This is a genomic window from Hymenobacter sp. APR13, assembly GCF_000737515.1.
Classification (GTDB): domain Bacteria; phylum Bacteroidota; class Bacteroidia; order Cytophagales; family Hymenobacteraceae; genus Hymenobacter.
In genome coordinates this window covers 4,836,838-4,859,419 of sequence record NZ_CP006587.1, presented here as the reverse complement: position 1 = coordinate 4,859,419, position 22,582 = coordinate 4,836,838, and the positions used below count along the sequence as shown (strand labels likewise).

At 54.9% G+C, this 22,582-nt stretch carries 16 protein-coding genes and 1 pseudogene; 9 read left to right on the top strand and 8 right to left on the bottom strand.

What is annotated here, in order from left to right:
• Nucleotides 1-64 precede the first annotated feature (64 nt).
• Genes N008_RS20440 through N008_RS20430 form a run of 3 tightly spaced genes read right to left on the bottom strand, consistent with a single transcriptional unit; the run spans nucleotide 65 to nucleotide 5,219 of the window.
• Nucleotides 65-1,072 (bottom strand): YhcG family protein, encoded by a 1,008-nt coding sequence (locus tag N008_RS20440; protein WP_044018085.1) that lies wholly within the window; start codon nucleotides 1,070-1,072, stop codon nucleotides 65-67.
• Complete coding sequence (locus N008_RS22060) at nucleotides 1,069-2,337, bottom strand: restriction endonuclease subunit S (protein WP_052381811.1); 1,269 nt, start codon at nucleotides 2,335-2,337, stop codon at nucleotides 1,069-1,071. Before N008_RS22060 ends, N008_RS20440 begins: the two co-directional genes overlap by 4 nt.
• Nucleotides 2,337-5,219 (bottom strand): class I SAM-dependent DNA methyltransferase, encoded by a 2,883-nt coding sequence (locus tag N008_RS20430; protein WP_044018084.1) that lies wholly within the window; start codon nucleotides 5,217-5,219, stop codon nucleotides 2,337-2,339. The genes N008_RS22060 and N008_RS20430 overlap by 1 nt, the downstream gene beginning before the upstream one ends.
• A gap of 391 nt (nucleotides 5,220-5,610) precedes the next feature.
• On the opposite strand from N008_RS20430, the gene N008_RS24100 reads away from it, so the two are divergent.
• The 4 genes from N008_RS24100 (at nucleotide 5,611) to N008_RS22555 (ending at nucleotide 9,138) form a co-directional block, all read left to right on the top strand.
• Nucleotides 5,611-5,805: a transposase gene (locus N008_RS24100; RefSeq protein ID WP_081910923.1), complete on the top strand. Its 195-nt coding sequence runs from the start codon at nucleotides 5,611-5,613 to the stop codon at nucleotides 5,803-5,805.
• Between the two features lie 541 nt (nucleotides 5,806-6,346).
• The gene (locus N008_RS24320) at nucleotides 6,347-6,469 is read left to right on the top strand and encodes a DUF4062 domain-containing protein (protein WP_197062914.1); all 123 of its coding nucleotides are present in this window, start codon (nucleotides 6,347-6,349) and stop codon (nucleotides 6,467-6,469) included.
• Nucleotides 6,470-6,615: 146 nt separating this feature from the next.
• On the top strand, nucleotides 6,616-7,416 hold the full coding sequence (locus N008_RS23445) for a hypothetical protein (protein WP_156109451.1): 801 nt from the start codon (nucleotides 6,616-6,618) through the stop codon (nucleotides 7,414-7,416).
• Nucleotides 7,417-9,138, top strand: coding sequence for a DUF262 domain-containing protein (locus N008_RS22555; RefSeq protein WP_071884584.1), 1,722 nt, complete (start codon nucleotides 7,417-7,419; stop codon nucleotides 9,136-9,138).
• A gap of 543 nt (nucleotides 9,139-9,681) precedes the next feature.
• Here the strand turns inward: N008_RS22555 and N008_RS20420 are convergent.
• The 3 genes and pseudogenes from N008_RS20420 to N008_RS24315 all read right to left on the bottom strand — a co-directional run bounded on the left by N008_RS20420 (nucleotide 9,682) and on the right by N008_RS24315 (nucleotide 11,862).
• The gene (locus N008_RS20420) at nucleotides 9,682-10,650 is read right to left on the bottom strand and encodes a tyrosine-type recombinase/integrase (protein ID WP_044018083.1); all 969 of its coding nucleotides are present in this window, start codon (nucleotides 10,648-10,650) and stop codon (nucleotides 9,682-9,684) included.
• A 418-nt stretch (nucleotides 10,651-11,068) separates the two neighbouring features.
• Nucleotides 11,069-11,622, bottom strand: a pseudogene (locus N008_RS23655) (type II toxin-antitoxin system HipA family toxin).
• Nucleotides 11,623-11,712: 90 nt separating this feature from the next.
• Nucleotides 11,713-11,862, bottom strand: a complete 150-nt coding sequence (locus tag N008_RS24315) for a HipA N-terminal domain-containing protein (protein WP_410471194.1) — start codon at nucleotides 11,860-11,862, stop codon at nucleotides 11,713-11,715.
• A 495-nt stretch (nucleotides 11,863-12,357) separates the two neighbouring features.
• Between N008_RS24315 and N008_RS20410 the strand changes: the two genes are divergently transcribed.
• Complete coding sequence (locus N008_RS20410; RefSeq protein WP_052381810.1) at nucleotides 12,358-13,407, top strand: RNA-guided endonuclease InsQ/TnpB family protein; 1,050 nt, start codon at nucleotides 12,358-12,360, stop codon at nucleotides 13,405-13,407.
• A gap of 13 nt (nucleotides 13,408-13,420) precedes the next feature.
• Here the strand turns inward: N008_RS20410 and N008_RS22530 are convergent, their stop codons facing one another.
• Entirely contained in the window at nucleotides 13,421-13,786 is a 366-nt protein-coding gene (locus N008_RS22530; protein ID WP_071884581.1) for a helix-turn-helix domain-containing protein, read from the bottom strand.
• 417 nt (nucleotides 13,787-14,203) lie between these two features.
• Between N008_RS22530 and N008_RS24310 the strand changes: the two genes are divergently transcribed.
• From N008_RS24310 to N008_RS22050, 4 genes are all read left to right on the top strand, one after another.
• Nucleotides 14,204-14,587 (top strand): DDE-type integrase/transposase/recombinase, encoded by a 384-nt coding sequence (locus tag N008_RS24310; RefSeq protein ID WP_410471207.1) that lies wholly within the window; start codon nucleotides 14,204-14,206, stop codon nucleotides 14,585-14,587.
• A gap of 157 nt (nucleotides 14,588-14,744) precedes the next feature.
• Entirely contained in the window at nucleotides 14,745-15,491 is a 747-nt protein-coding gene (locus N008_RS20400; protein ID WP_044018081.1) for a DUF6088 family protein, read from the top strand.
• A complete protein-coding gene (locus tag N008_RS20395; protein WP_052381809.1) occupies nucleotides 15,488-16,303 on the top strand; it encodes a nucleotidyl transferase AbiEii/AbiGii toxin family protein in 816 nt (271 codons plus the stop codon). The genes N008_RS20400 and N008_RS20395 overlap by 4 nt, the downstream gene beginning before the upstream one ends.
• A gap of 981 nt (nucleotides 16,304-17,284) precedes the next feature.
• Complete coding sequence (locus N008_RS22050) at nucleotides 17,285-20,263, top strand: M1 family metallopeptidase (RefSeq protein WP_156109450.1); 2,979 nt, start codon at nucleotides 17,285-17,287, stop codon at nucleotides 20,261-20,263.
• A 305-nt stretch (nucleotides 20,264-20,568) separates the two neighbouring features.
• Here the strand turns inward: N008_RS22050 and N008_RS20385 are convergent, their stop codons facing one another.
• A complete protein-coding gene (locus tag N008_RS20385; RefSeq protein ID WP_197062912.1) occupies nucleotides 20,569-22,479 on the bottom strand; it encodes a gliding motility-associated C-terminal domain-containing protein in 1,911 nt (636 codons plus the stop codon).
• Nucleotides 22,480-22,582 lie beyond the last annotated feature (103 nt).

Genomic DNA, 22,582 nt, shown 5'->3' with positions numbered 1-22,582 from the left:
GAAAGTAGACGTATTATCAGCGGAAGGTATTGAATGGGTATTGAACGGCCAGCACTACAGCCTGTCAGCTATCTGCTTGGTCCAGCTTGTCGATTTCTTGCTGCACCTCGGCCAGGAGCTGCTGCTCGGTGGGGAGGTAGAGCTGGTACTTGCTGGCCACGATGGTCTGGTTATCGGCCGGGAGGCTGATTTTCACCACCGCGTCGTTTTTGTCGGCGCAGAGTAGGATGCCGATGGTGGGATTTTCGTGGGGCAGCTTTTCGAGGCGGTCGTAGTAGTTGACGTACATCTGGAGCTGGCCCAGGTCCTGGTGGGTGAGCTTATCGGTCTTGATTTCGATGAGCACGAAGCACTGCAGCAGCCGGTTGTAGAATACCAAGTCCACGAAGAAGTCGTCGCCGTCGAGGTGCAAGCGCTGCTGCCGGGCCACGAAGCTGAAGCCGTTACCCAGCTCCAGCATAAACTCTTGCAGGTGCGTTATGAGTGCCGTTTCCAGGTCACGCTCGTAGTAGGCCGCTTCGCGCTTGAGGCCCAGAAACTCCAGCACCATGGGGTCTTTGATGATGGCGCGGGGTTCCGTGGGGGGCTTTTCCTGCCGGGCTACGGCCAGCACGGCGGCCACGTCGTTGCTCAGCAGCAGGCGCTCGAAGAGCTGGCTGTGTACCTGCCGCTCCAGCTGCCGGGCCGACCAGTTGTTTTTGGCGGCCTCGGCAATGTAAAATTCGCGTTTATCGGGGTTGTCGAGACTGATGAGCGTTTTGTAGTGCGTCCAGCTGAATTGTGTCCGCAGTGCGGACACAATGGGGAAGGCCCGGTAAAACTGCACGTACCAATACAGCTGCCGCCGCGAAAACCCGCTGCCAAACTGCGGCTGTAAGGCATCGGCCAGCCCTTGCACCAGGAAGGTGCCATATGCGGCCCGGTCGGCGCCGTGCTGCTCTTCTTCCACGATGGCCTGCCCGATGTGCCAGTACAGCTGTACCCGCTCGGCATCGACGGCGCGCACGGCCCGCTCCCGCGCCTGGGCAATGAGGCGCTGCACCGTCGCTACTAAATCCGGGCTCAGATTCATACGTCGGCCGTTTCGCGGATGAGCTGCCCGACCCGCACCTTCCCGCTCAATAGGTCTTGCATCAAGCCAGCTTTTTGGGCGTGGAGCTTGGCTAAGCCAGACGTGAGCGTTTCAAGAAAGCGCTGATTCTTGTCGATGATTTCAACAATTCTGCCTTGCTCTGAAACATCGGTCGGGTATTTTATCTGCAATTTTTCAATTGATGCCTGACTTATGTTTTTCATGGAAGCGCTGCTTCCAGTAGCGGCGGTTTCTATCTGTACTCTTAGGTACGGTTGAGTCAAAACATGAAAAGCAAAATACTTTAGCATCTTACTTTCATTTAACGTCATCCGCAAAGATTTATCAGATAGCAAAAGCTTGCGGTACTTGCCTTCAACAATACAGACCTCACCGACTAGGTTCAAGGTATTAGCTCTGGAAATCAAGAAGTCGCCATCATTTATAAGGTACTTCTCATTTGCTAGGTGCTCATTTAAGAGAACTTTGTTCTCCTCTGCCTTAAATCCTTTTCTGTTTATCGCACTGACCTTAATAATCCCGAACTGGTTGGCGCCTGCTTGAATATTTGGGCATTCCAAACTTTTGCCGCCTTCGATTCCAAGGATAAAATTCCCGAATCCAGATACCTCCCACTCCGCCGGAATACGCCCGAGCGGGCTGTCTTTAAAGGCATGGGTTTCTTCGCTGCGGATGTTGCCGTGCGCGTCAATGCCTTTGGTGAGCAGGTCTTGCATCAGGCCCGTTTTGAGGCGGCGGTATTTGGCAATCAGCTGTTCGGTTTGGCTGATGGCTTCATCTACTTTGGACAGGATGCGGGCAATCTGGCGCTGCTCGGCAGCAGATTTAGGAACTAAGAGCCCGAATTCCTTGATGGCCTTTTGCTGAATATTCGGCAAGCCCGAGCCAACCCGCAAATCCATTATCAGGCTTTCCCGGCCCTTCAATGCTTGGTATAAGAAGCCTTTGTCAATGCCCTTTTTCAAGTCCAGCAGCGAATAGCAATGCCCGCCACTCCAAAACTTTGAAGTCAAATAATTGACGAAGCCACAAGAGTTGCCGCCTTCACTAATTGTAATGGTTTCGGCTTCCGTATTCCATAAATCAGAATAGCCGGAAGGTGTAATGCCACCGTTGATGCACGGGTACATTCCTGCGTCAGATAGCTCAATTCGATTGAATTGAATGCCTTTCTTGATTTTGCAAATAGCCCCGAGCTTGTTCGACTCCCACCCTTCGGGCACGTTCATTTCCATCTCCGCCATTAGTTCAGGTAGTTTAGCTGGGTCAGAAAATCGTGGAGTTCGGCCATCGTCTCGTGGCGCTGGGCTTCCAGGTGCCGGGCCGAGGTAAAGTACTTGTCGAACAGGTTTTCGTAGGCGGCCACCAGCGCCCGCTTTTCGGTGCCGAGGTAGCGTTGCAGCTGGTTGTTGATGATGTCGAAGTGCTTCTGCAGAATCAGCCGCTGGCTTTCTTCCTCCGTGATGATACCGCCCGTATCGGCCAGCAGCCGGTCGAGGCTATCGAGCTTAGCTTGCAGGATTTCCTGGTCTTTCTGGCGGGCGTTGTAGGGCTTGGCTATTTCCTTCAAGGTCTTTTGGGCATCCAGCACGTCCTGCAGCTGGTAGGGCTCGGACTTATCGGCTTTAAGTTCCTTTTCCAGCACCCCCACCGATTTGCGGATGGCCGCAAAGTCCTTGGTGCCCTTCAGCTCCTTGCGGAAGCCGGCAATCAGGTCGTCCACGTCGGCGTCGAGCCTGGCCAGCTCGGCCTGCGCAGTGCGCAGCAGGGCCTGGCTCTCGGCCTTCTCATCATCGGCCCCGTAGCGCTTCAGAATAAGTTTCAGCTCCAGCTCGCCTTGCAGCTTTTTCAGCTGGGCTTTGCCGTCCTTCAGCTGCGCTTCCAGCTCCCGGATGCGGGCATCGGCGGCTTCCAGCGGTTCGGCTTCGGCGGGGGCGTGCTTTTCATCCAGCAAGTAGTCAATCTGGGCTTTCAGCTCGCTCTTGGCCAGGGCAGGCGTCAGCTTTACTTCGCCTTCTTCCTCATCGGCCTCGTAGTCCAGCAGGTTCAGGGCCTCCTCCACGGCTTCTTCCAGGCTGGTTTCCAGCGTGGCCTGGGTTAGTTCCAGTTGCTCCAGCGCCGCCTGCTCCGCTTGGAAGAAGGCCGCAATCAGGTAAGCGTCCGGTATCAGGCTAGCCTCCCATCCGTTCTGCATGATGGTTTTGAGGTCGTACTTTATGTTATCCCACCAGTTCACGAACACGCCCGCCACCTGGTAGGTGTCGAGTACACCCACCGGCACAAACTTCTCCTTGATGGTGGCCAGCAGCTCCTGCCGCACCTTCGGGAACTTGTCGCCGCTCAGCGCCACGTAGCTAGCCATCGACTCCTCTACGGCATTGTCGGGCACTTTCTTGGGTGCCAGGGTAGAAAAGTCTTCTTTAGCCAGCTGCCACCACTCGGCCAGATGCAGGCCCAGCTCGGTGAGCGTTTCTACTACCCGCGCGTCGTCCTCCACCAGCGGCTTGATGGCGGCCTTCTCGGCCACCGTAAACGCTTTGTACCGGTCGTTGTGGTCGGCAAACAGCTGGTAGCCGTCGAAGCCGAACTTCGGGGCCAGCGTGGTCTGCACCTGCTCAATCTCAGCCACCGGCACACCGCCCACCAGATGGGCCGTCACGTCTTCGGGCTCGGGCGGCGGCGTGTTGTCCACGTAGCGCCGAATGTTGAGCGTGAAGTCGTTGGCCTCGATGGTATCGAAATCCACCAGCCGCGAGTAGCCGGCTTCTTCCAGCTTATGCTCAAAAACGTAGTCGATTTTCTCGATGTCCTCGGGGCGTAGCATGTTCTGCTTTTTGCCCTCGGAGTAGTCCTTATCGGCGTTGATGATGAAAACCTTGTTCTTGAGGTGGTCTGGCTTGCTCTTGTCGAACACCATCACGCAGGCCGGAATGCCGGTGCCGTAAAACAGCTGTGGCGGCAGGCTGATGATGCCTTCCAGCACGTCGGCCCGCAGCATACCCTCCCGGATTTCCTTTTCCTTACCGCCCCGGAACAGCACCCCGTGTGGCATCACCACCACCACCTTGCCCGTACGCTTGCAGCTGGCCAGCATGTGCTGTACAAACATCAGGTCGGCCTTCTTGCCCGTTTCGGGCGTGAAGCCGTACTGAAACCGCTCCGGGTGCTTCATCGTGGCCCGGTTGTAGTTCTGCGAAAACGGCGGGTTGGCAATCACCCGGTCGAACTGAATCAGCCGCCCGTCGCGCTCATTCAGCGGCTCCTCCAGCGTGTCGCCGTACTCGATGTTGTAGCGCGTGATGTTGTGCAGGATGATGTTCATCTTGCAGATGGCCACCACCGTAGGGTCGTTTTCCTGCCCGAACAGCTCCAGGTCAGCCGCGTCCTGGCCCTGCTCCTGCACGTACTGCTGGCTCTGAATCAGCATCCCACCCGACCCCGCTGTGGGGTCATAAATGGACATGCCCGCCTTGGGCTTGATGAGCTGCACCAGCAGGCGCACCACTTGGTTGGGGGTGTAGAACTGCCCGCCCTTCTTGCCACCCTCGTCGGCAAAGTGCTTGAGCAGGTATTCATACGCCGCACCCAGCAGGTCCGGAAACTCGAAGTTGTCGTTGACCAGCGCCGGAAACTCGTTGAAGTGGTCAATCATCTTCTTCAAATCGACGTTCTTGACGATTTGCTTGCCGTCGACCTCTTTGTTGAAGTTGATGCGCCCCTTGAAGATGCCCGACAGTGTATCGGTGTTGGCGTCCTCAATGGCATCAAGTGCCTTGTTCAGCATCTGCCCGATGTTGGCCTGTAGGTGCTTGATGGGCGGCTGCTGGTTGCCGTTTTCGTCGGTAAAACCTTCGTTCCAGCGGGCCCGCTTAGGCACAAAAAACGTTTCGCCGTAGGTATCAGGGCGTTCTAGAATCGTCAGCAGAAAGTCCGCGTCCAAGTGCTTATAGTCGCGCCGGCGCAGTTGCTCTCGCTTCTGGTCAAACACGTCGCTCATTCGCTTCAGGAACAGCATCCCGAAGATAAACTCCTTGTATTCCGAGGCGTCCATCTTGCCGCGCAGGATGTCGGCCGCCTTCATCAGAAAGCTCTCCAGTTGGGAAAGCTTTATTTTTTCAATCTTCATCAGTCTGTTTAAAAGCACCTTAAATAAAGTGCTTGTTTCTGTTGTTGCTTTGCGGCCCGGAGGTTGACAAAGTATGTTTTCAAAGCGGCTTCCAGCAATAGCAAAGAGCAAATGTACTCGAATGTTGTGTGGGCTTTGCTAAGAATGCGAGCAATGCTCGAGCCCATTTTTATGGTATTTATAAGCCTAGGTTCTGCGCCGTGTTAAAGCTTACTGCATCGTCCAGGCACAAGTATCGGTCAATCTGTATGCTTCCCCATACGGTAGGTCAGTGAAAAGTAGAGGAAGGTGGTATATTTTCCCATCCTTTCCTTACCGCCTCATGAAAGAGAGTCGCTCTAGTGAAGCGCAAATCATCGGCATCATGTGCCAGCAGGGCCAGGGCTAGACCGTGGCCCACATTTGCCGCGAGCACGGTATCGGCGAGCCCACGTTTTACCAGTGGAAGAGAAAGTATGGTTGTCTGGAGGTTACTGGATTGCAGCGTCTCAAGCACCTGGAAGAGGAAAACCGTCGGCTCAAGCAACTGTTGGCCGACCTGAGCCTGGAAAACCAAGTGGTCAAGGAGGTGCTGCGAAAAAAGTAGCGGCCCCGGCCGAGCGGCGGGCCGTGGACTGAGCCGACGCTGGGCCTGTGCCTTGGTGGGCCTGGCCCGGGCCAGCTACGCCACGCCGCCCGGCCGGGGCGACCAGTACAACGGCTCGGCGAGCGAGGCGGTAGTGGCCGCGCTACTAGCGGTGGTCAAGCGCCAACCCGGGTGGGGCTTTTAAAAATACCACCACCGGCTGCGCAAAGACGGGCTATTGGTGAATCATAAGCGGCTGTGGTGCCTGTATCACGCCCACGACCTGCAGCTGAACCGGCAGAGCAAGAAGCGCAGCGTACCCGAACGTGTCAAGCAGCCGCTGGCCGTGCCCGAGCACCCAACTTCGCTTAAAATATGCTGTTTTAAGGACTTCCATAAGTGCTTAATTCACTCAAACTGGTTAGTTTTACACTTCATGGGAAAGACAGCGCGACTAAATATAATGATGAGTTCATCGGGTTATGGAAACCAGAACTTGATACTCCACATTTATGCTACACTAAGTGTGAACTACAAAGTGTGGATGTAGAACGAGGGCACTGTGTTTGTCAATTCCAAAGTTGGTAATTTCGCCAACTGCATAGCTGCAGTGGAAGAGTGCGACGTTTTTCTGGGTATTATTACGGGTAATTATGGCAGCGGTATAGAGAAAAAATTTGTATAAATCATAGGGTGTAATTTTTTTAAGAATAATAAATATTCTTAAATGTCACCAATTGGCTAAATAAGCATTGTAAGAGAACTTGCTTGAATCCATTTATTAAGCCTTTTGTAGAAACCTCATATTTTTCATGATTCAAAGTAATTTGAGTGAATACGTCAACTGAAAACATAAGGCTTTGGATGGATCAATCTGAGCCGGACTATTACTTGTTCTTTTTAAAGGCCTGGATTCCATTTAATGCTTGGTATGTGGCTGAGTATCCTGATCTAAAAAAAAGAGATACTGAAATCATTAAAGCATTACAAGACAACGCAGATAGTCGTCCCAGAAGAATAATTCACAATTTGCTAAGCAATAATGCTAATCATGAATCACTTCGATTTAAGAGCTTCTTTGCTGAATTGCACTTCCAATTAGAGAAAAATCCAGTGTTCCACAATGGTTCACGCCTCTCCTTTCTGACTCTTGCGTTAACTGAAAATCCTGTGAAACATTCAAGTCATGTGGATGCAAATGGCTTTGTTTATAAGGTAGAGAGAACAGCTTCATTTTCACAAGCTTATATCGAAGCAAAAGGAGGCAAAGTAATATTAGATGTAAAAATGCCTAAATACAAGGCTGATGACTTGCTAATGGATATTAATTATATAAAATTAGATAAAAGTACAAAAAAGATTATATGTAAGCTATTTAAAGAAATTGATCCACTAAAACCCATAAGCATTATAAGTAGCTCTAATTCATCTGGTGCAAGTGTGAGAATTCAATCTCTGAATCCTTGTAAGATTATAAATGACATGGAAACGGTAGCAAAAGGATGTATTAGAGTTTTGTATTCTCTGCGCTGCATGTTGTTTCATGGAGAGATATCTCCAAATGAGGCTAATAGAAGAATATATGAGAATGCTTTTTATATTTTGCAAATGACTGTTAATAAACTTAAATAAATGAACAACGCAGCAAATAATATTGACGCCCAAAGTAAGTCTCTTAAGAGCATGCTATTTGAAAGACACTATAAAGTTGGATACTTTCAAAGGGAATACAAATGGCAACGAACTCACATTGAAGATTTGTTGATCGATTTAGAACGAAGCTTCAATTCCAATTGGCATGAAACACATACGCAACAAGACGTTGCAAATTATGCTAGATACTATATGGGTCCTGTCGTTCTTTACATGGAGCAGTCTGTGTATAGTGTTGTAGACGGACAACAACGATTGACTTCTTTTGTCTTATTAATGATTTATCTTAATTATAAATATAGGGAAATACTTGACATACAGAACAAATATCAGGGATATATATATTCGGAATATTATGGCATAAGTGCATATAATATGAATATTGCTGAACGTGAAAAGGTCCTTGATGCTATATACAAAAACGATATAATCGATGAAACTGTTTTGCAAAACGAATCTTGCAAAACAATCCTTGAGCGATACGGCGACATAATGGAATTGTTTCCAGAGGGCTTGCTTAGGCCTGAAATATTTCCCTTGTTTACAACATGGCTAACTGAGAAATTAGTGTTTATTGAAATTATGACACAAACAAGCGAAAGCGCCTATACAATATTTGAAACAATGAATGATCGTGGGTTAAATCTAACTCAAACAGAACTCTTAAAGAGTTTTTTGCTATCTAATGTAAAAGATGAAATTAAGATCAAAGAACTTGATGCTATTTGGAAAAATAAAATTAGCATGTTAAATGCAGTTGATGACGATCAGGATTTTTTCAAGGCTTGGCTAAGAGCAAAATATGCTGTTACAATTCGTGCAAACGAGAAATCATCTGAGAATAAGGATTTTGAGAAAATAGGCACAAGATTTAGTAGCTGGACACAGGAGAATACAAAATACCGAGATGGCACGGATTCTCTTTTGTTATTAGATACCAAAGACAGTAATTCATTTTACTATTTTGTGAAATCAGACTTTGATTTCTATAGTAATTTATATCTTAAGCTTAAAGGTTACGAGCATTCAGATGCTTTACCTGAGCCTCGTTTTAAATTACTTACGTACAAAGGTGTTTCTCATTCATTAGCGTATCCATTAATTCTTTCACCCATACGTAAAGTTGACGATGAAGAGATTATACATATAAAACTGAAGTTGTCAACAAATTATCTTGACTCATTTGCTGTTTACAGAATGCTTTTAGGCGAGCCCATTACGCATAGTACAATTCGCAATACTATGTATTCAAAAGCAAAGGATATTAGAAATTTCAGCGTTGAGGAACTTCAATTATCGTTGTCATCAGACATTAATACCTATAAGAAAAGATTTCTTCAAGAAGATTATACGGTTTTTGATCATAATTCTAGATATATTCTAGCGCGTCTGTTTAAGAATAAACAACCAGGTATTGAATTCGAGACTCTATATTTTCAAAGAAGAAAAGAATCCTTTGTTTTATATCAAATATTAAAGGCCGAAGACTTTGAAAGTGATAAGTACGGGTTGCCTAAGGGCCTAAAGGACCGGTTAATTCATTGCTTATGCTGCTATACTCTTGTTCCTCGCTCAATTGTAAATAATCTTGATTCATTGAGTTTAATTCAAAGAATTCCAAAAATAATTCAATTGGGCTATTTGTTGGAACAACAAGCAAATTCAAAATTAGATTTGTCTAATTTAAAAACTTTTTTATAAACAGGGAAAAACATTTAAAAGAATTGATAATAAACTTATGGAAGGTTTAGATGCAATATGTATAATGCTCATAATGGCCAGATCTGCGGACAACGTCGGCTCTGTGGGCTAGCTTGTGAATTGTGGCCTTTACAATTACACATACGTGCTTCACTTATCACAAGGATACTTAGTCTGGTCTGTCAGCAAATCATAAAATTCATAGTTCACGGCGTAGTAAAATGGTCTATTTATTTTATTTGCTCCCTAGCTAGCTATTGAGGGGAGATACCGTGACCATCTAATAAGTACATATCCAGGTATTCAAGCCTAATGAGTTGCACTCATCAACAGTCACGAACAATTACAGGATTGAGCCACTCTCAGATAGTGATTGATAGCTTACGAAAGAAACCTGATTCCAGAAAAGTAGTAGCTAAGTCCAGGGTAATCATGTTGCGTATCATTATGCAAAAAACGTCTATTTAACAAATCTAACAAAGATGCAAATCTCCCATCCCTATTATTGGAGCAGCATTCTGAACTGTAATCAACGAATAGAAGCTATAGTCCCAGTTCTTTCGCAGAGTTATGTTGGCGCACGTTGTCGAGGCGGGTATAACGGCGGATCATGGCCGACGTCTTATGCTTGGTCTGGTTCATGACCTTGCTGTCATCGGCCCCATTAAGCTTGGAGACAGTAACAAACGAAGCCCGCAAGGAGTGAGCCGTGAACTGACTGCCCATATACTGCTGGACAATCAGGTTAGTATACTTGGTAGTCATACGTCTAGCAGTCACCTGGTTATTCTTGCGCAGCGACACAAACACCGGGCCTTCGTTTCGTCCTAATATTCTCAGCCAAGCCTGCAGGCAACGTATAGGACATAACGCAGAATCGGGAGAGTAAAAAATTGCTTTCTCCTCCGCCTGACCTAGCTGATTGGTTTTGCTTTGCGGCAGCGTCACCACCAGCCCGTCGTCGTCGAAGGCTAAGTCCTCGATGTTCAGGGCCTCGAGTTCTGAGCGGCGAAATGCCCCGGTAAAGCCCATAAGCAGCAGGGCCCGGTTGCGCAGGCCGGCGGGCACGCTGACGTCGATGCTGCGGATGGTACGCTTGAAGCTGCCCAGTGAAAACGCTGGTGCCTGCTTTTGCCGCGTCTTAATTTCGCGGGCAATACCCTTTAACAGCACCTTGAGTTTCTTGTCGGCTGTGGGCGACTCCACGCCAGCCAACTCATGCGCTTTGGCAATGGCCGCGGCGTGCCGCTCGATGGTCGCATACTTTTTCCCAGCGTCGGCCAGCTCCGTCAGAAATCCGACCAAAGCTTCAACTGGCGCCGGCAATGACTCGAGCTGGTGCAGCGCGCACCAAACCGAGAAGCGTTTCCAGTCGCCGGCGTAGGCGCGCACTGTGTTGGCCGCTCCGCGCAGGCCGGACTCGACGTAGCGCCGGGTGGAATCGACCAGGTGCGCGGGCACTTGGGCGGCGGGCGGAGACGTGACGGCGGGCAGCTGATTTTCGGTAGCCATATTATAAAGGAGTAGCGAAGCGAAAATTAGTGATTTTCGCTCCACGAATGTAAGGAACGATAAGTAAACCTTATCAGTCCTTATAATTTTACTTTAGCATTAATGGTCGTCGTCCGCTAGAGAAAGCGGTGACAGTGCCTATAGAAAGGAAGCCTACCCTTCTTTTATATAGGTCGTGATGTAAGCTTCCTGCGTTCATGGTTGTAAAGGCGGGCCACTGGCTAAGGGTATCCCTGATTTCTGTGATGATACTTTGGGCTTTATCACCTGCGCTTCTCGACCGGATGGAGCGTCCGATGGTGAGCAAGTCATCCCAGGAAATACTCTGTCGCTTGCCGTTAACGCTCAACGCGTGCTAGCTTACCCAGGGGCTTCAGGGGCGATACGAGTGGCACACGTCGTAGGCAGGAGCTAATTCCTACTCGTGACCTTGTTTCAGCCGAAACGCGAAGTTCTTCGTGTGATCGTCGCAGTTGCGCGCCATCATGTTAAACACCATCCGCCGGAACATCTGCTCCGCTTCGGGATAGGTAAGCCTAAGCTCCCGCATCGTTTGAAACGTTCGTAGCTATAGCTGGTCACGGCATTGTAGTCGAAGTGCTTGGTGGCGCACAGCGTCTGCACGTGGTGTTTGGTGCTACCGCCTTCCCGGTTGAACCGTTTGGTCATAAAATGCGCCCGGCCATTCTCTTCCAGCAGGCGGGAGGGCATCATCTCGATGCCACAAGCGAGGTTCATAGTGTAGTAGGCCGTTTCCACCCGCCCGTAGCCGTGGGTAGCTCCCAGCTGAACATCACTCACGCCGTCGAGTTTGAGCAGCCAGTGTTCAAAGCTCTGGGGCGCTTTGGTTTGCCCGGACTTTACCTTGCCCGTTTTTTCGTTGTAAGCAATCACTGTTTTGGGCACAGCGCCCCCGGCGGAAGTACCTATTTTCAGGATTTCCACCAGGGCCTTTTCCTCACCCTGATTCATGTGGGCCATAAACTCCTGTTTGGCGGAAAGCATCTTTTGCGCCACTGCTAACAAGCTGTCGATTTCAACGGAAAACGTATTCTCGTTTTCCTATAGCGAGGCAGGCTCAAATTCCAGTGCACCCATGCCCCGTTGGCCGATAAAGCAGAGCATCTCCACCGGATTCATGCTATCCGCTGGGCGGCCCTGCTGCGCTAGCCACAGATTGATGAGTTCATTGCTATAGCGGTCGGGCAACACATCGGCGAGCAACCCGGGTAGGCCCTTGAATGCATCAAGTCCGCTGTCGGGTTTTTGGCGCAGTTCGGGGAAGGAGAAGATGGTCTACGACGAGGTAATAGGCATCTTAAGCGGCGCCAAATCCACCCCTTGTCTTAAAGGTTGGGTCGTACTCAAAGGTGGCGAGACCAGTTGCTTCGTCCCAGATGACGGCCCCCACTAACTCTCCCCAAATATGGGCTCTAGCGGCTTTCATCGTTACGATTTTTGTTGAGAGAAAGCCCCTCGCCTTTAGGCAGGGGATGAATCGAAACTGACGCGCAGCGGCCATCTCGCGTTAGGGTTTCGTCTGGTCTTTCGCTATCAGCATCCGAACATAGGCGGCGAAGGAAATACCCAGCCGTTTCGCGCTTGCTTGTGCCAACGCATACAATTCATCCGACATACGTACTTGATAGGGTGGTTTTTGCTTGCTCATGTTGCAAATATAGTATGTTGTTTCGTATATTTGCGTAGATGAAACTCACTACCTATCGTTTCCGCCTCAAAGATTCAGCTTGCCGGGTTCGCCTGCGTAAGCTGGGCTTCGGCGTAAATGATATTTGGAACTATGCCAACGAGCGCAATGCCTATCAGTGGTCGTTTCGCCGCAAGCTGCTTTCTGCCTTCGACCTACATAAGTTGACCGCTGGCGTTGGTAAAGAGTTTGGCTTGCATAGCCAAACGGTGCAAGCCGTAGTAGATGAATATTGCAAGTGCGGTAAGCAATTCAAGCGCCCGAAACTCAACTGGCGCAGCCGCAAACGCTCGTTGGGATGGGTGCCGTTCAAAGCTGTGGGTGTGAAGGTTAGCGCCGATTCCGTAACCTACAACGGGCAGACGTTCCGCTTCTGGAACTCGCGCCCACTACCCGGCAAGGTGCGTTTCGGCTCCTTTGCCGAAGACGCACAAGGCAGGTGGTACGTGAACTTCGTGTGCGAAGACCTCACGCCCGAACGCCAGCCGACCGGCAAAGAAGTGGGCGTAGATATGGGGTTGAAAACCATTGCTACCCTCTCCGATGGTATACAACTGAGCCGCGAGAACCTGACCCGAAAGTTCGAGGTCAAGCTGGCGGTAGCCCAACGCGCCCGCAAAAAGAAACAAGTAACGCGCATCCACGCGAAAATCAAGAACAAACGTAAGGACTGGAACCACAAGCAAACCACGTTGCTGACCAACGAGTACGATGTATTGGTGGTGGGGAACGTGAGTAGTTCCAAGCTCAAAAAGACATCAATGGCTAAGTCTGTATCTGATGCAGGCTGGGCGGACTTCAAAACGATGCTTTCCTACAAAGCCATCAGGCTTGGCATCACGTACCTCGAAGTCAATGAATCTTTCTCTACCGTGACTTGCTCGGTCTGCTTCACTCGAAGTGGACCGAGTGGACTAAGTGCGTTGGGGGTAAGAACTTGGGGCTGTAGTAGCTGCGGAACAAGTCATGACCGTGACCGGAATGCCGCTACCAACATCCTCCGTTCCGCACAGGACATTGTGCGCCGAAGGGAATCTCCCTGCCTTTAGGCGGGAGAGGATGTCAACAATCGGTATTTCGTCTCTTACCCTGTGGCGCTTTGTTGCCTTCGCCGGTTGGCCTTGCTCTGATTCGCTTTTTCTGTTCTGGCTTGGCAATGGCTAGCGGGCTGATTAGTGTGGGGATCGTGAACACATCCATGGTGTAGAGCAAATCGAGCACCCGCAGCACCTGAATTAGGGTGGCAACTGTTACTGTTTGTCCCCTTTCCAATAAACTCAGAGTTGACCGGCTGACGCCGGCAGCATGGGCAATGGCTCCTTGCGATTTGTTGCGGGCCAGTCGGTGGTGCCGCACAAAGGCGCCAATGTGCGCTGCCAAAGCATCATCGCTCATCGCTGCCCACCTATTGTATGATGTATCAGTCATAAATGCCTAAAAAATGCCCATTTTGAATGGGATATCATGCAACATGTATTAATTCATGGTTATACCCAATGGTTACTGATAAATCATGCGCTAAACTTTCATGTCGGATTTTGTGCATGATTTACCAGTCAATAATGGCAATTGATATTTGTATTGAACACCAAAAAGACAACTCAGGATCAATCCTTTGCTTTGAGTACCTGACAAAACCAGCTTTCGTATGCTAGAGGTATGGGAAAGCAACTGGTTTCAGATGAGTTATGGGCTATGGTAGCACCGTTGCTGCCACCGTCTCAGGCGCACCCGAAAGTGAGGTGGTCGGGTAAATATGGATAGACTAGGGTCTTATCTTTCTCCGGCTGCACGACCAGCCCAAGCCCACCCAGGCCAACCGCGTGTGGGTATCCGACATCAAGTATCTGCCGCTGGCCAACGGTACCTAGGAACGGTAACTGGGTCTACCTGTACGTTTTTCAGGACATGGCCAGCAAGCGGGTCATGGGCTGGCAGGTCGGGACAACGATGTCCGAAGGCCTGGTGACCAGTGCCTTGCAACGGGCGTGTTGGCCCCAGCCGTCCGCGCCGGGCCTGCTCGTCCACTCCGACCGCGGCGGGCAATACTGCGGCAACGCCTATCGGCAGTTGCTCCACGACCATGAGGCGTTGCGCTGGCAGAGCCGCCGCGGCGACTGCTACGACAATGCGCAGACCGAAGGTTGTGGTCACGCCTTAAAACGGAGGTCCTTGAGGTCCGCGAGCGGCCTGTTTTTGCCTACCTGGCCGACGCGCAACGCAGCGTGACCGATTTCCCGTCCGCTTCGTCATGGCCCAAGTTCAAGCAGACGCTTAGGAATAGTGCGCTATAAGTCAAGTTTCTGATGATTTAAACGCAAAGTTTTTGATCAAAAAACTTTAGCGTTTAGGGTGATGATGTATCTTCACTTTTCGTTTACTAGCCATGGCCCGTTCCCGTACCTCGCCCACCCAGCAGCGCCTGCTGCAGCGTTTGCTGCAGCTCACGCCGGGGCAGATTGTGCGCTTCACGGACTTCGAGGCACTGGGCCTGAGCGCACCGGCCGTGGCCTCGGCGCTGAACCGGCTAACCCGCACGGGGCAGGTGCAGCGCGTAGCCAAGGGCCGCTACCGGGTAGCTCCGAACGGCCGCTTTGGGGCGGTGCCACCCAGCGAGCAACAGGTGCTGGAATCCCTGCTCCAGGCGCCGGCCACCGGGCGCCTGGAGTACCCCACCGGCACGGCCATCTTCAATCGGCTCGGTTTGACCACCCAGGTGCCTCGGGAAATTGAAATTGCCACGCCCCGGCCTAAACCCGCCAAACAAATCGGTACGGTGCGCGTGCGCTACGTGCGCAACGCCGGCGCGGTCCGCCCAGAAGAGGTGGAATTGCGGCAGCTGCTCGACGCGCTACGCCGCATCAAGCGCGTACCCGACGCCCGCCCGGCCAAATTGATTATTCAGTTACGGGAAAAGGTGCGGAAGTTACCGGCTGCCGACAAGTGCCGCCTAGTGTCCCTGGCACTGACTTATAACCCCGCCACCCGCGCACTGCTGGGCGCAGTGCTGGAACAAATAGGCGAGCAGACCCTCACGCCGCCGCTGCGCCAAAGCCTTAATCCCTTAACCATTTACCGCCTCGGCTTGTCCGCGGTTGACTTACCTAATCGCGACCAGTGGCGAATCCAATGACTTTGCACCACCTGCCCGACGTGTTCGGAGAGGCCATTTTGCTTACCGCAACTGAAACAGGGCTGAGCCAGGCCCTGATTGAAAAAGACTACTGGGTGACGTGGGTGCTGCGTAACTTGGCCGAGTCGCCCGTGGCCCGGGAGGTCGTGTTCAAGGGCGGCACCTCTCTTTCAAAAGCGTACCGGCTCATTGACAGATTCTCGGAAGATGTGGACCTGGCCGTGCTGCTGGGTGGGCGCACCGGCGCTACCGTAAAAGCACTCATTCGGCAGGTGCACCACGCGGCCGTGGGGACAGGTACTGCTGAAGAGTTGCCGGAAGTACCAGGTAATAATAAGATGGGGCAGATTCGGCGCGTCTACCACCGCTACCCCAGAACGTTCCCGCACACGTCAACCGTGGCGGGCGAGAACATTCTGCTGGAGATAACCGCTTTCGGGGAGCCTCACCCCGTGGTGCGGCTACCACTGAGCTCCTATATCGCTGATGTGTTTGCAGCGCGGGGACTGGAGGCGGAGCTGGACGAGTTCGGGCTGCGTGCCTTCGACTTTAACGTACTCAGCTTGAGGCGCACCTTTGCGGAGAAAATCATGGCGCTGGTGCGGGCGTCTTACGAACCCGACCCAGCCCTGGACGTGAGCAGTAAGGTGCGGCATCTCTACGACCTGCACAAGCTGGCCGGTCACGAGGAGGTACAGGCACTGTTGCCGGGCGAAGACATGTTTGTGCTACTACGCGCCGTGCAGGCCGCCGATGTCACCGCCGGTGTGAAGGGCCCGACCCAGGAGTGGAAAGGCCGGCCCCTGAGCTAGTGCTGGGCCTACCAGGGGGGGGCCACGAACCTGCAACTCGCCCGCCGTGCCTATGAGCGCGAGTTGCCGGAACTGTTATATCGGCCGGCCCCAGACTTTGAAGAAGTAATGCATACCATGCGGGGTATTGCGGCGCGGCTGGTTGCGTTTGACCAGCAATAAGTGCCCCCTGGTGGAACGCTGGGTAATGGGCTCACAATAGGCTCAGCAAAAGCAAGCGCCAACGACAAATGTGCTGCACACACGTTGTCAATGGTTTTTTTGAACCAACTGAATGGGCTCACAATTGGCTCAGGCGGTAGACGCTACCACGGCTCATAAAGCATCTAAAACCAGTTGCTTTGCCATGCCTCGGGGCATACGGAGCCAGATTTTTCAGGTACTCTAAGGCCATTGCTGGGCCACCTCAGCGACGGCACACACACGCCTATAGACAGGGCGCAAAGCAGGAGTTCGAAGGCAAGCGGAAAGCGGCCTGGGGCAGGCGGCGGATGCGGCGACGGGGGCGTTGAACGTGCGGGCAAAAAGGCCTTTTTTGGCCGGAATCCGGGCTTGGGTTTCGACCAAGGGGGCTTTTTTTTCGACAAAAAACGGCCGGACACCATTGGTCGTTTTCGGCCCTGGGCTGGTCGAATAAAGCTTTTCAGGGGGCAAAAGGAGCCGTTGCTTTGTGTCGTTCCCAGTCGATCAGCGGCTGGCCTTCCCCCAAACCTGCACCTGCCCGATACCATGAAACACGCGCTCCGCCCCCTGCTCGTCGCCGGCCCCGTTGCTACCGCTTCTACCGCTGCATCTCTGGCTACGGCCCAAAGCGCGGCCACTACGCAAGCCAGGTAAGGGCTCAGCCAATCAGCCTAAGAATCATGATCCTGGCACCATCCGGCCGCAAAACAGGTGCCTGAGCTGGGCTTAAGGCGGCGCTGCCGGCGGGGGCTGCGGCTTGAAAAACGTGAAACGGTTATGGAAAGAATACTTAGCTCAATGAGACACCTGCTTGCCATTTGCTGCCTGGCGTTGCTGCCGGCGGCGGCTTTTGCCCAGCGCGCCACGCCGGCGCCCTACTTCCAGCAGGAAGTGAACTACACCATTGACGTGGCCCTCGACGACCGGAAGCACGAGCTGACGGGCCACGAGCAGGTGCAGTACACCAATAACTCGCTCCAGGCGCTGACCTTCATCTGGTTTCACCTGTGGCCCAATGCCTACCGCGACAACCGCACGGCCTTTGCCCGCCAGGAGCTGCGCAACGGCAACCGCGCGTTTGCGTTTGCCCCGGCCGCGCAGCGCGGCTTTATCGACGGCCTTGCTTTCACCGTGGACGGGCAGGCAGCCACGCTGGAATTCGACCCCAACAACCCCGACGTGGCCAAGCTTCTGCTGCCCAGGCCGCTGGCGGCCGGCGCCACGGCGGCCATCAGCACGCCGTTTCGGGTGAAGCTGCCCGGCCCGTTTTCGCGCATGCGGCACGTGGGCCAGAACTACCAGATAACGCAGTGGTACCCCAAGCCCGCCGTGCTCGACCGTCGCGGCTGGCATCCGATGCCCTACCTCGACCAGGGTGAGTTCTACTCGGAGTTCGGCTCGTTCGACGTGCGGATTACGCTGCCGGCCAACTACACGGTGGGCGCTACCGGCGAGCTGCAGAACCCCGACGAAATAGCCCGCCTGGAAGGCCTAGCGGCCGAAACAGCGAAGAAAACCACCCAGGCTGACTTCGGCGACGACCTGACCTTTCCGGCGTCGGCCACCGCCACCAAAACCCTGCGCTACAAGCAGGACCGGGTGCACGATTTCGCCTGGTTTGCTGACAAGCGGTTTAATGTGCTGAAAAGCGCCGTGACGCTGCCTTCGGGCCGCGCCGTTACCTCGTGGGTGCTGTTCACCAACCGGGAGGCTACGCGCTGGATAAAAGGCCTGCAAGACGTGAACGAAGCGCTGATGCGCTACTCCCACTGGGTGGGAGAATACCCGTACTCTTCCGCCACGGCGGTCCAGGCGGGCGTGGGGCCCGGGAGTATGGAATACCCCATGGTAACGGTGTGCATCCCCGAGGCCCTGGTGCACGAGGTGGGGCACAACTGGTTTTACGGCATCCTGGGCAGCAACGAGCGGGACTTTGCCTGGATGGACGAAGGCGTGAATACCTACTTCGAAAAGCGCTTGGCCGCCCTCGATAGCATCAAAGCCACCCCTTTCGGCGGCTCGTCCATCACGGACCGCGCCATCCGCAGCCAGGTGGAAGGCCTGCCCCCGACAGCGCTAAAACAGGTGGCTTACCAAGTCCTGGCCAGCCGTGGCCTCGACCAGCCCGTACAGGGGCTCACCTCGGCAGCGTTTGGTAAGCGGAACTACGGGCTGATGACGTATCATAAAACGGCTTCGCTGCTCCACTACCTGGCGGGCTATCTGGGCCAGGAGCGGTTTGACCGCGCCCTGCAGGCCTACTACGAGCGCTGGAAGTTTCGCCACCCCTACCCCGAGGACATGCAGGCCTCGTTTGAGGAAAGCACCGGGCAGCCGCTGGGCTGGTTTTTCAACGACCTGCTCACCGGCACGCACCGCTACAACGCCTACCTGAGCGCCCCGCTAGCGGTGGAAGACAGGGTGCAGGTGCAGGTGCGCACCGACTCGCCGGTGCCGTGGGCCGTGCCGGTGTCGTCACTCGACGCCAACGGTAAGGTGCTGGAAACGCGTTGGACGCCGCCCTTCGGCCGCGCCGGGACGGAAGCCGCGTCGCCGCTCAGTTTCCGGCGCGCGGGCGTGGCGTCGCTGGTGGTGGACGCCGGCTACCTCACTCCGCAGCTCAACCGCCGCGACGACCGGCTGCAGCTAAACAGCCCGGCGCCCCGCCTCGAGCCCCTGCGCCTGCGGCCCCTGGCCAGCGTCGAGCGCTGGGACCAGGCCGCCATCAACTGGCTGCCCGCGCTGGGCGCCAACACGTCCGATAAGCTCATGCTGGGGGCGGCGTTCTACAACAGCCTGCTGGCACCCAAGCGGCTCCAATACCTGGCCATGCCCCTGTACAGTTTCGCCCGCAAAGAAGTGAACGGCATCGCCTCGCTGCAGCTGAATCTGCTGCCTGCCAGCAAGGCGCGGACGGTGACGGTGGGCGCCACCGTGCAGCGCTTCGAGCGCTACCTGAAGCTGGAGCCCAGCGTGAGCGTGGTGCTGCCCCACTCGGCCTTCAACGGGCCCCAGCACCGGCTCACGCTGTCGGGCACGGCCGTCAACACCCAGGACAGACTCCGCAATCTGAACATCGTGACGGCCGATTACCGCGGCCGCATCCGCAACGCGCTACGGGAATGGAACTGGCAGGTGGACCTCAACCGCATGCGTGCCCGCAGCAACGAAACGGGAAACGACGCCCCGGCCTTCCTGCTGCGCGGAGCGGTTTCGCTTCAGCAGTTCTACTCGCCTACCAAACGAGTGCAGGTGCGCTTATTTGGCGGCAGCTTTTTGCAAACCCATGAAAACCGCGACTTTTTCCTGGGTTTAAGCGGCAGCCCCGACTATCGCCGGCAAACCGTATTTCTGGACCGCCCGCAGATTTCGCGCACACTCGCGGCCCAGTACCACCAGACCGACGACCGCGACGGTGCTTTCAAGGCCTTTATGCCCGTATTCACGAACAACTGGCTGACTACGGTCAACCTCCAGGTTGACGTGCCGGTGGTGCCGCTGGCCGTATTCGCCGACTTTGGCGCGACGCGGGAACCCTTCGTGGTGGGCGGCCGAAGCCGCAACACCTACTACGACGCCGGCCTGGCGGTACCGCTGCTTGAATTTGCGGTGCCGATGCTCAAAGACGTGCTGCAAATCTACCTGCCCGTGGCCGGTACGCAGTACGAGAACTTCCTGCCCAGCAGCCGCAAGGACTTCACCGACCGCATCCGTTTTGTGTTGCGCCTCGACCGCCTGAGCCCCTTCCGGCTGCTTGACGAGCAGCTGGCGCAGTAAGCGGGTGTGTAAAAACGGCTTCGGCCCGGAGCAGAGCGCTACCATACGCTCATGCTCCGGGCCTAAGCCAGCAGTGCCTGGCGCCGTTTTAGGCGCCGCGCGTGCAGGTGAGCACGACCAGAAACTCCGGCCCGAACACCCCGGGGCCGGGCGCCTCAACGGCATCCTCAGGCAGACACACCTGAGACGGTAGCCCGCCCGCTCGCGGGAGGAGGCCCGGCAACACCCTGCGCTGACGCTTTCTAGCGGGTCCTGCACCGGCGGCAGGGGCAGCGGGCTTGCCCCTGCGCTGCCCCTGCCGCCGGCTAGCGCACGACTTCTATCCAGCCATTGAGCGAGGCAGCCGGGCACTTGCCTGGCCGGCGCAACACGTAGTAGTAAACGCCCGCCGCCAGGCCGTCAGCGGCCCATCGGTTGTTGTAGGCGGGCGTTTCATATACCAGCCGGCCCCATCGATTGTAAAACGAGGCATGGGTGTTGTCGGCCAAATTCGGAATCACCCACTCGTCGTTGAGCTGGTCACCGTTGGGAGTGATGATATTCGGCGGGATACTGGGGCGTAGCTCATTTGCTGTGACAGTGCTGGCCAACTGGTAGTCGCAGCCGGTCAGCGTCCTGACCGTGAGCGAGTAGGTGCCCGGGGCAGTGATGAGCAGGCTGTCGGCCGTCGAGCCTGTGCTCCAGGTCAGGGTACTGCCGCGGGGTACGCCGGCGACCCGTAACAGCCGGCCGTCCCAACAGGCAGCCGGGCTGGCTACCACGCGCAGCTCTGCCGGGGGCGCCCCATTGGTGCAGGGCGCTGGCACGGTCAGGCGGGCTACGAAGCCGTCGCTTAGGGCCGATGTCAGAGTCGTCGGGTCGTTTCCCAGGCGGGCCTGGTTGCTGAGTGTGCCGCTGACGAGCAGCTGCTGATTGGACAATGCCTGCACCGACCCGGCAAAGTCATCCCCCGCGAAGGGGTACGTGTTGCGCACCGTGCCGCCGTCGCCCCCGGCCAGGGTGACCCAGTTCCAGCGGCCCGTTGTGCCAGCCAACTCGCCCACAAAAATATCCGGTCCTTCCTGGCTCACGCTGGGAACGGGGGGCAAAGTGCCGAACCGGCCCGGCCCCGAGTAGCTGGCTGAGACGACGACGTTGCCAGCGGGGGTAGCGCACAGCCCGCCGGGACCCGTCGGGCGGCTGGTGCCGGCCCCGGCGGCAGCCCACAGCCACTGTCCTTGGCCGGCCGTGAGGCACGCCACAAACGTGCTGGTTGAGCCAGGGCCGTCGGGTAAAGCTATGGCTCCCACCTGAGCGGTTCCCTGGTAGCGCCCGCTCACGGCCAGATTGCCGTTGGGCAGCGCAATGAGATGCTGGGCTTCGGCCCAACTGGCTTGCTGTATCGCCTGCATCCAGCGCCACGTGCCACTTTCAGGGTTGAGGCGACCTACGAACGCCTGCCGCCCGGTCGTACCCGTCTGCGGCGGCAGACCACTGAGCGTATAGGGTGCCTGCAGAGCGCCGGCCAGCGCAATGTCGCCGTCCGGCAGCGCCACCACGCCCGAGGCGGCGTCGGAGCCGGCCCCACCCGCGCTGAAGGCCTGCAGCCACTGCCCGGTCGTTAAGTCCAGACGGGCTACGAACAAATTCCAGTTTTGCACCAGCGAGCCAGGGGGCAACGAGCTAAGGGGTGACAGGCTGCCAAGTTGCATCGTTCCGCTAAAGGTGCCGACCACCACGGCTTCGCCGGTGGCACGCAAGGTCAGGCCGCCGGGCCGCACCAGGCTGTAGCCTGCATAGGGAGTGGTGAGGCGGGCCAACCAGCGCCATTGGCCGGTAGCGCCATCGAGGCGTGCCACAAAGCCTTCATACGCCGCATTGACGACGCCCGAGCTGAACGGTCCGAACTGGGCCCCTCCTGCCAGCGTGCCCGCTATCAGCACATCCCCATCGGGCAGTATGGTTACCATGGTGGCACCTGCCCCAAGCGTACTGGTAATGTCGGCCACCCAGCGCCAGCTGCGGCCGTCAGCTGCCAGCCGGGCCACGAAGCCATTGTTGTAGGTGGTGGCCGATGTCCAGGAGGCTGCCGGCTGTAACTGCATCGAGCTGATGTAGCTGCCGATTACAACCATATCCTGGTTGGCGGTGACAGCCGAGGCAATGATACCCGTGTGCTGCACTCCCCGCGTACGAGCCAGCAGCTCCCAGCTCTGCGCTGCGGCGCGATGTCCCATCAGCAGCCAACAGCACAGGATAAGGAACGCCAGGCCGTACCTGAGGGAGCGGCTGATTCTGTAATGAACAGGGATTGCCATCGGGGAATATATAGTTGCTTAG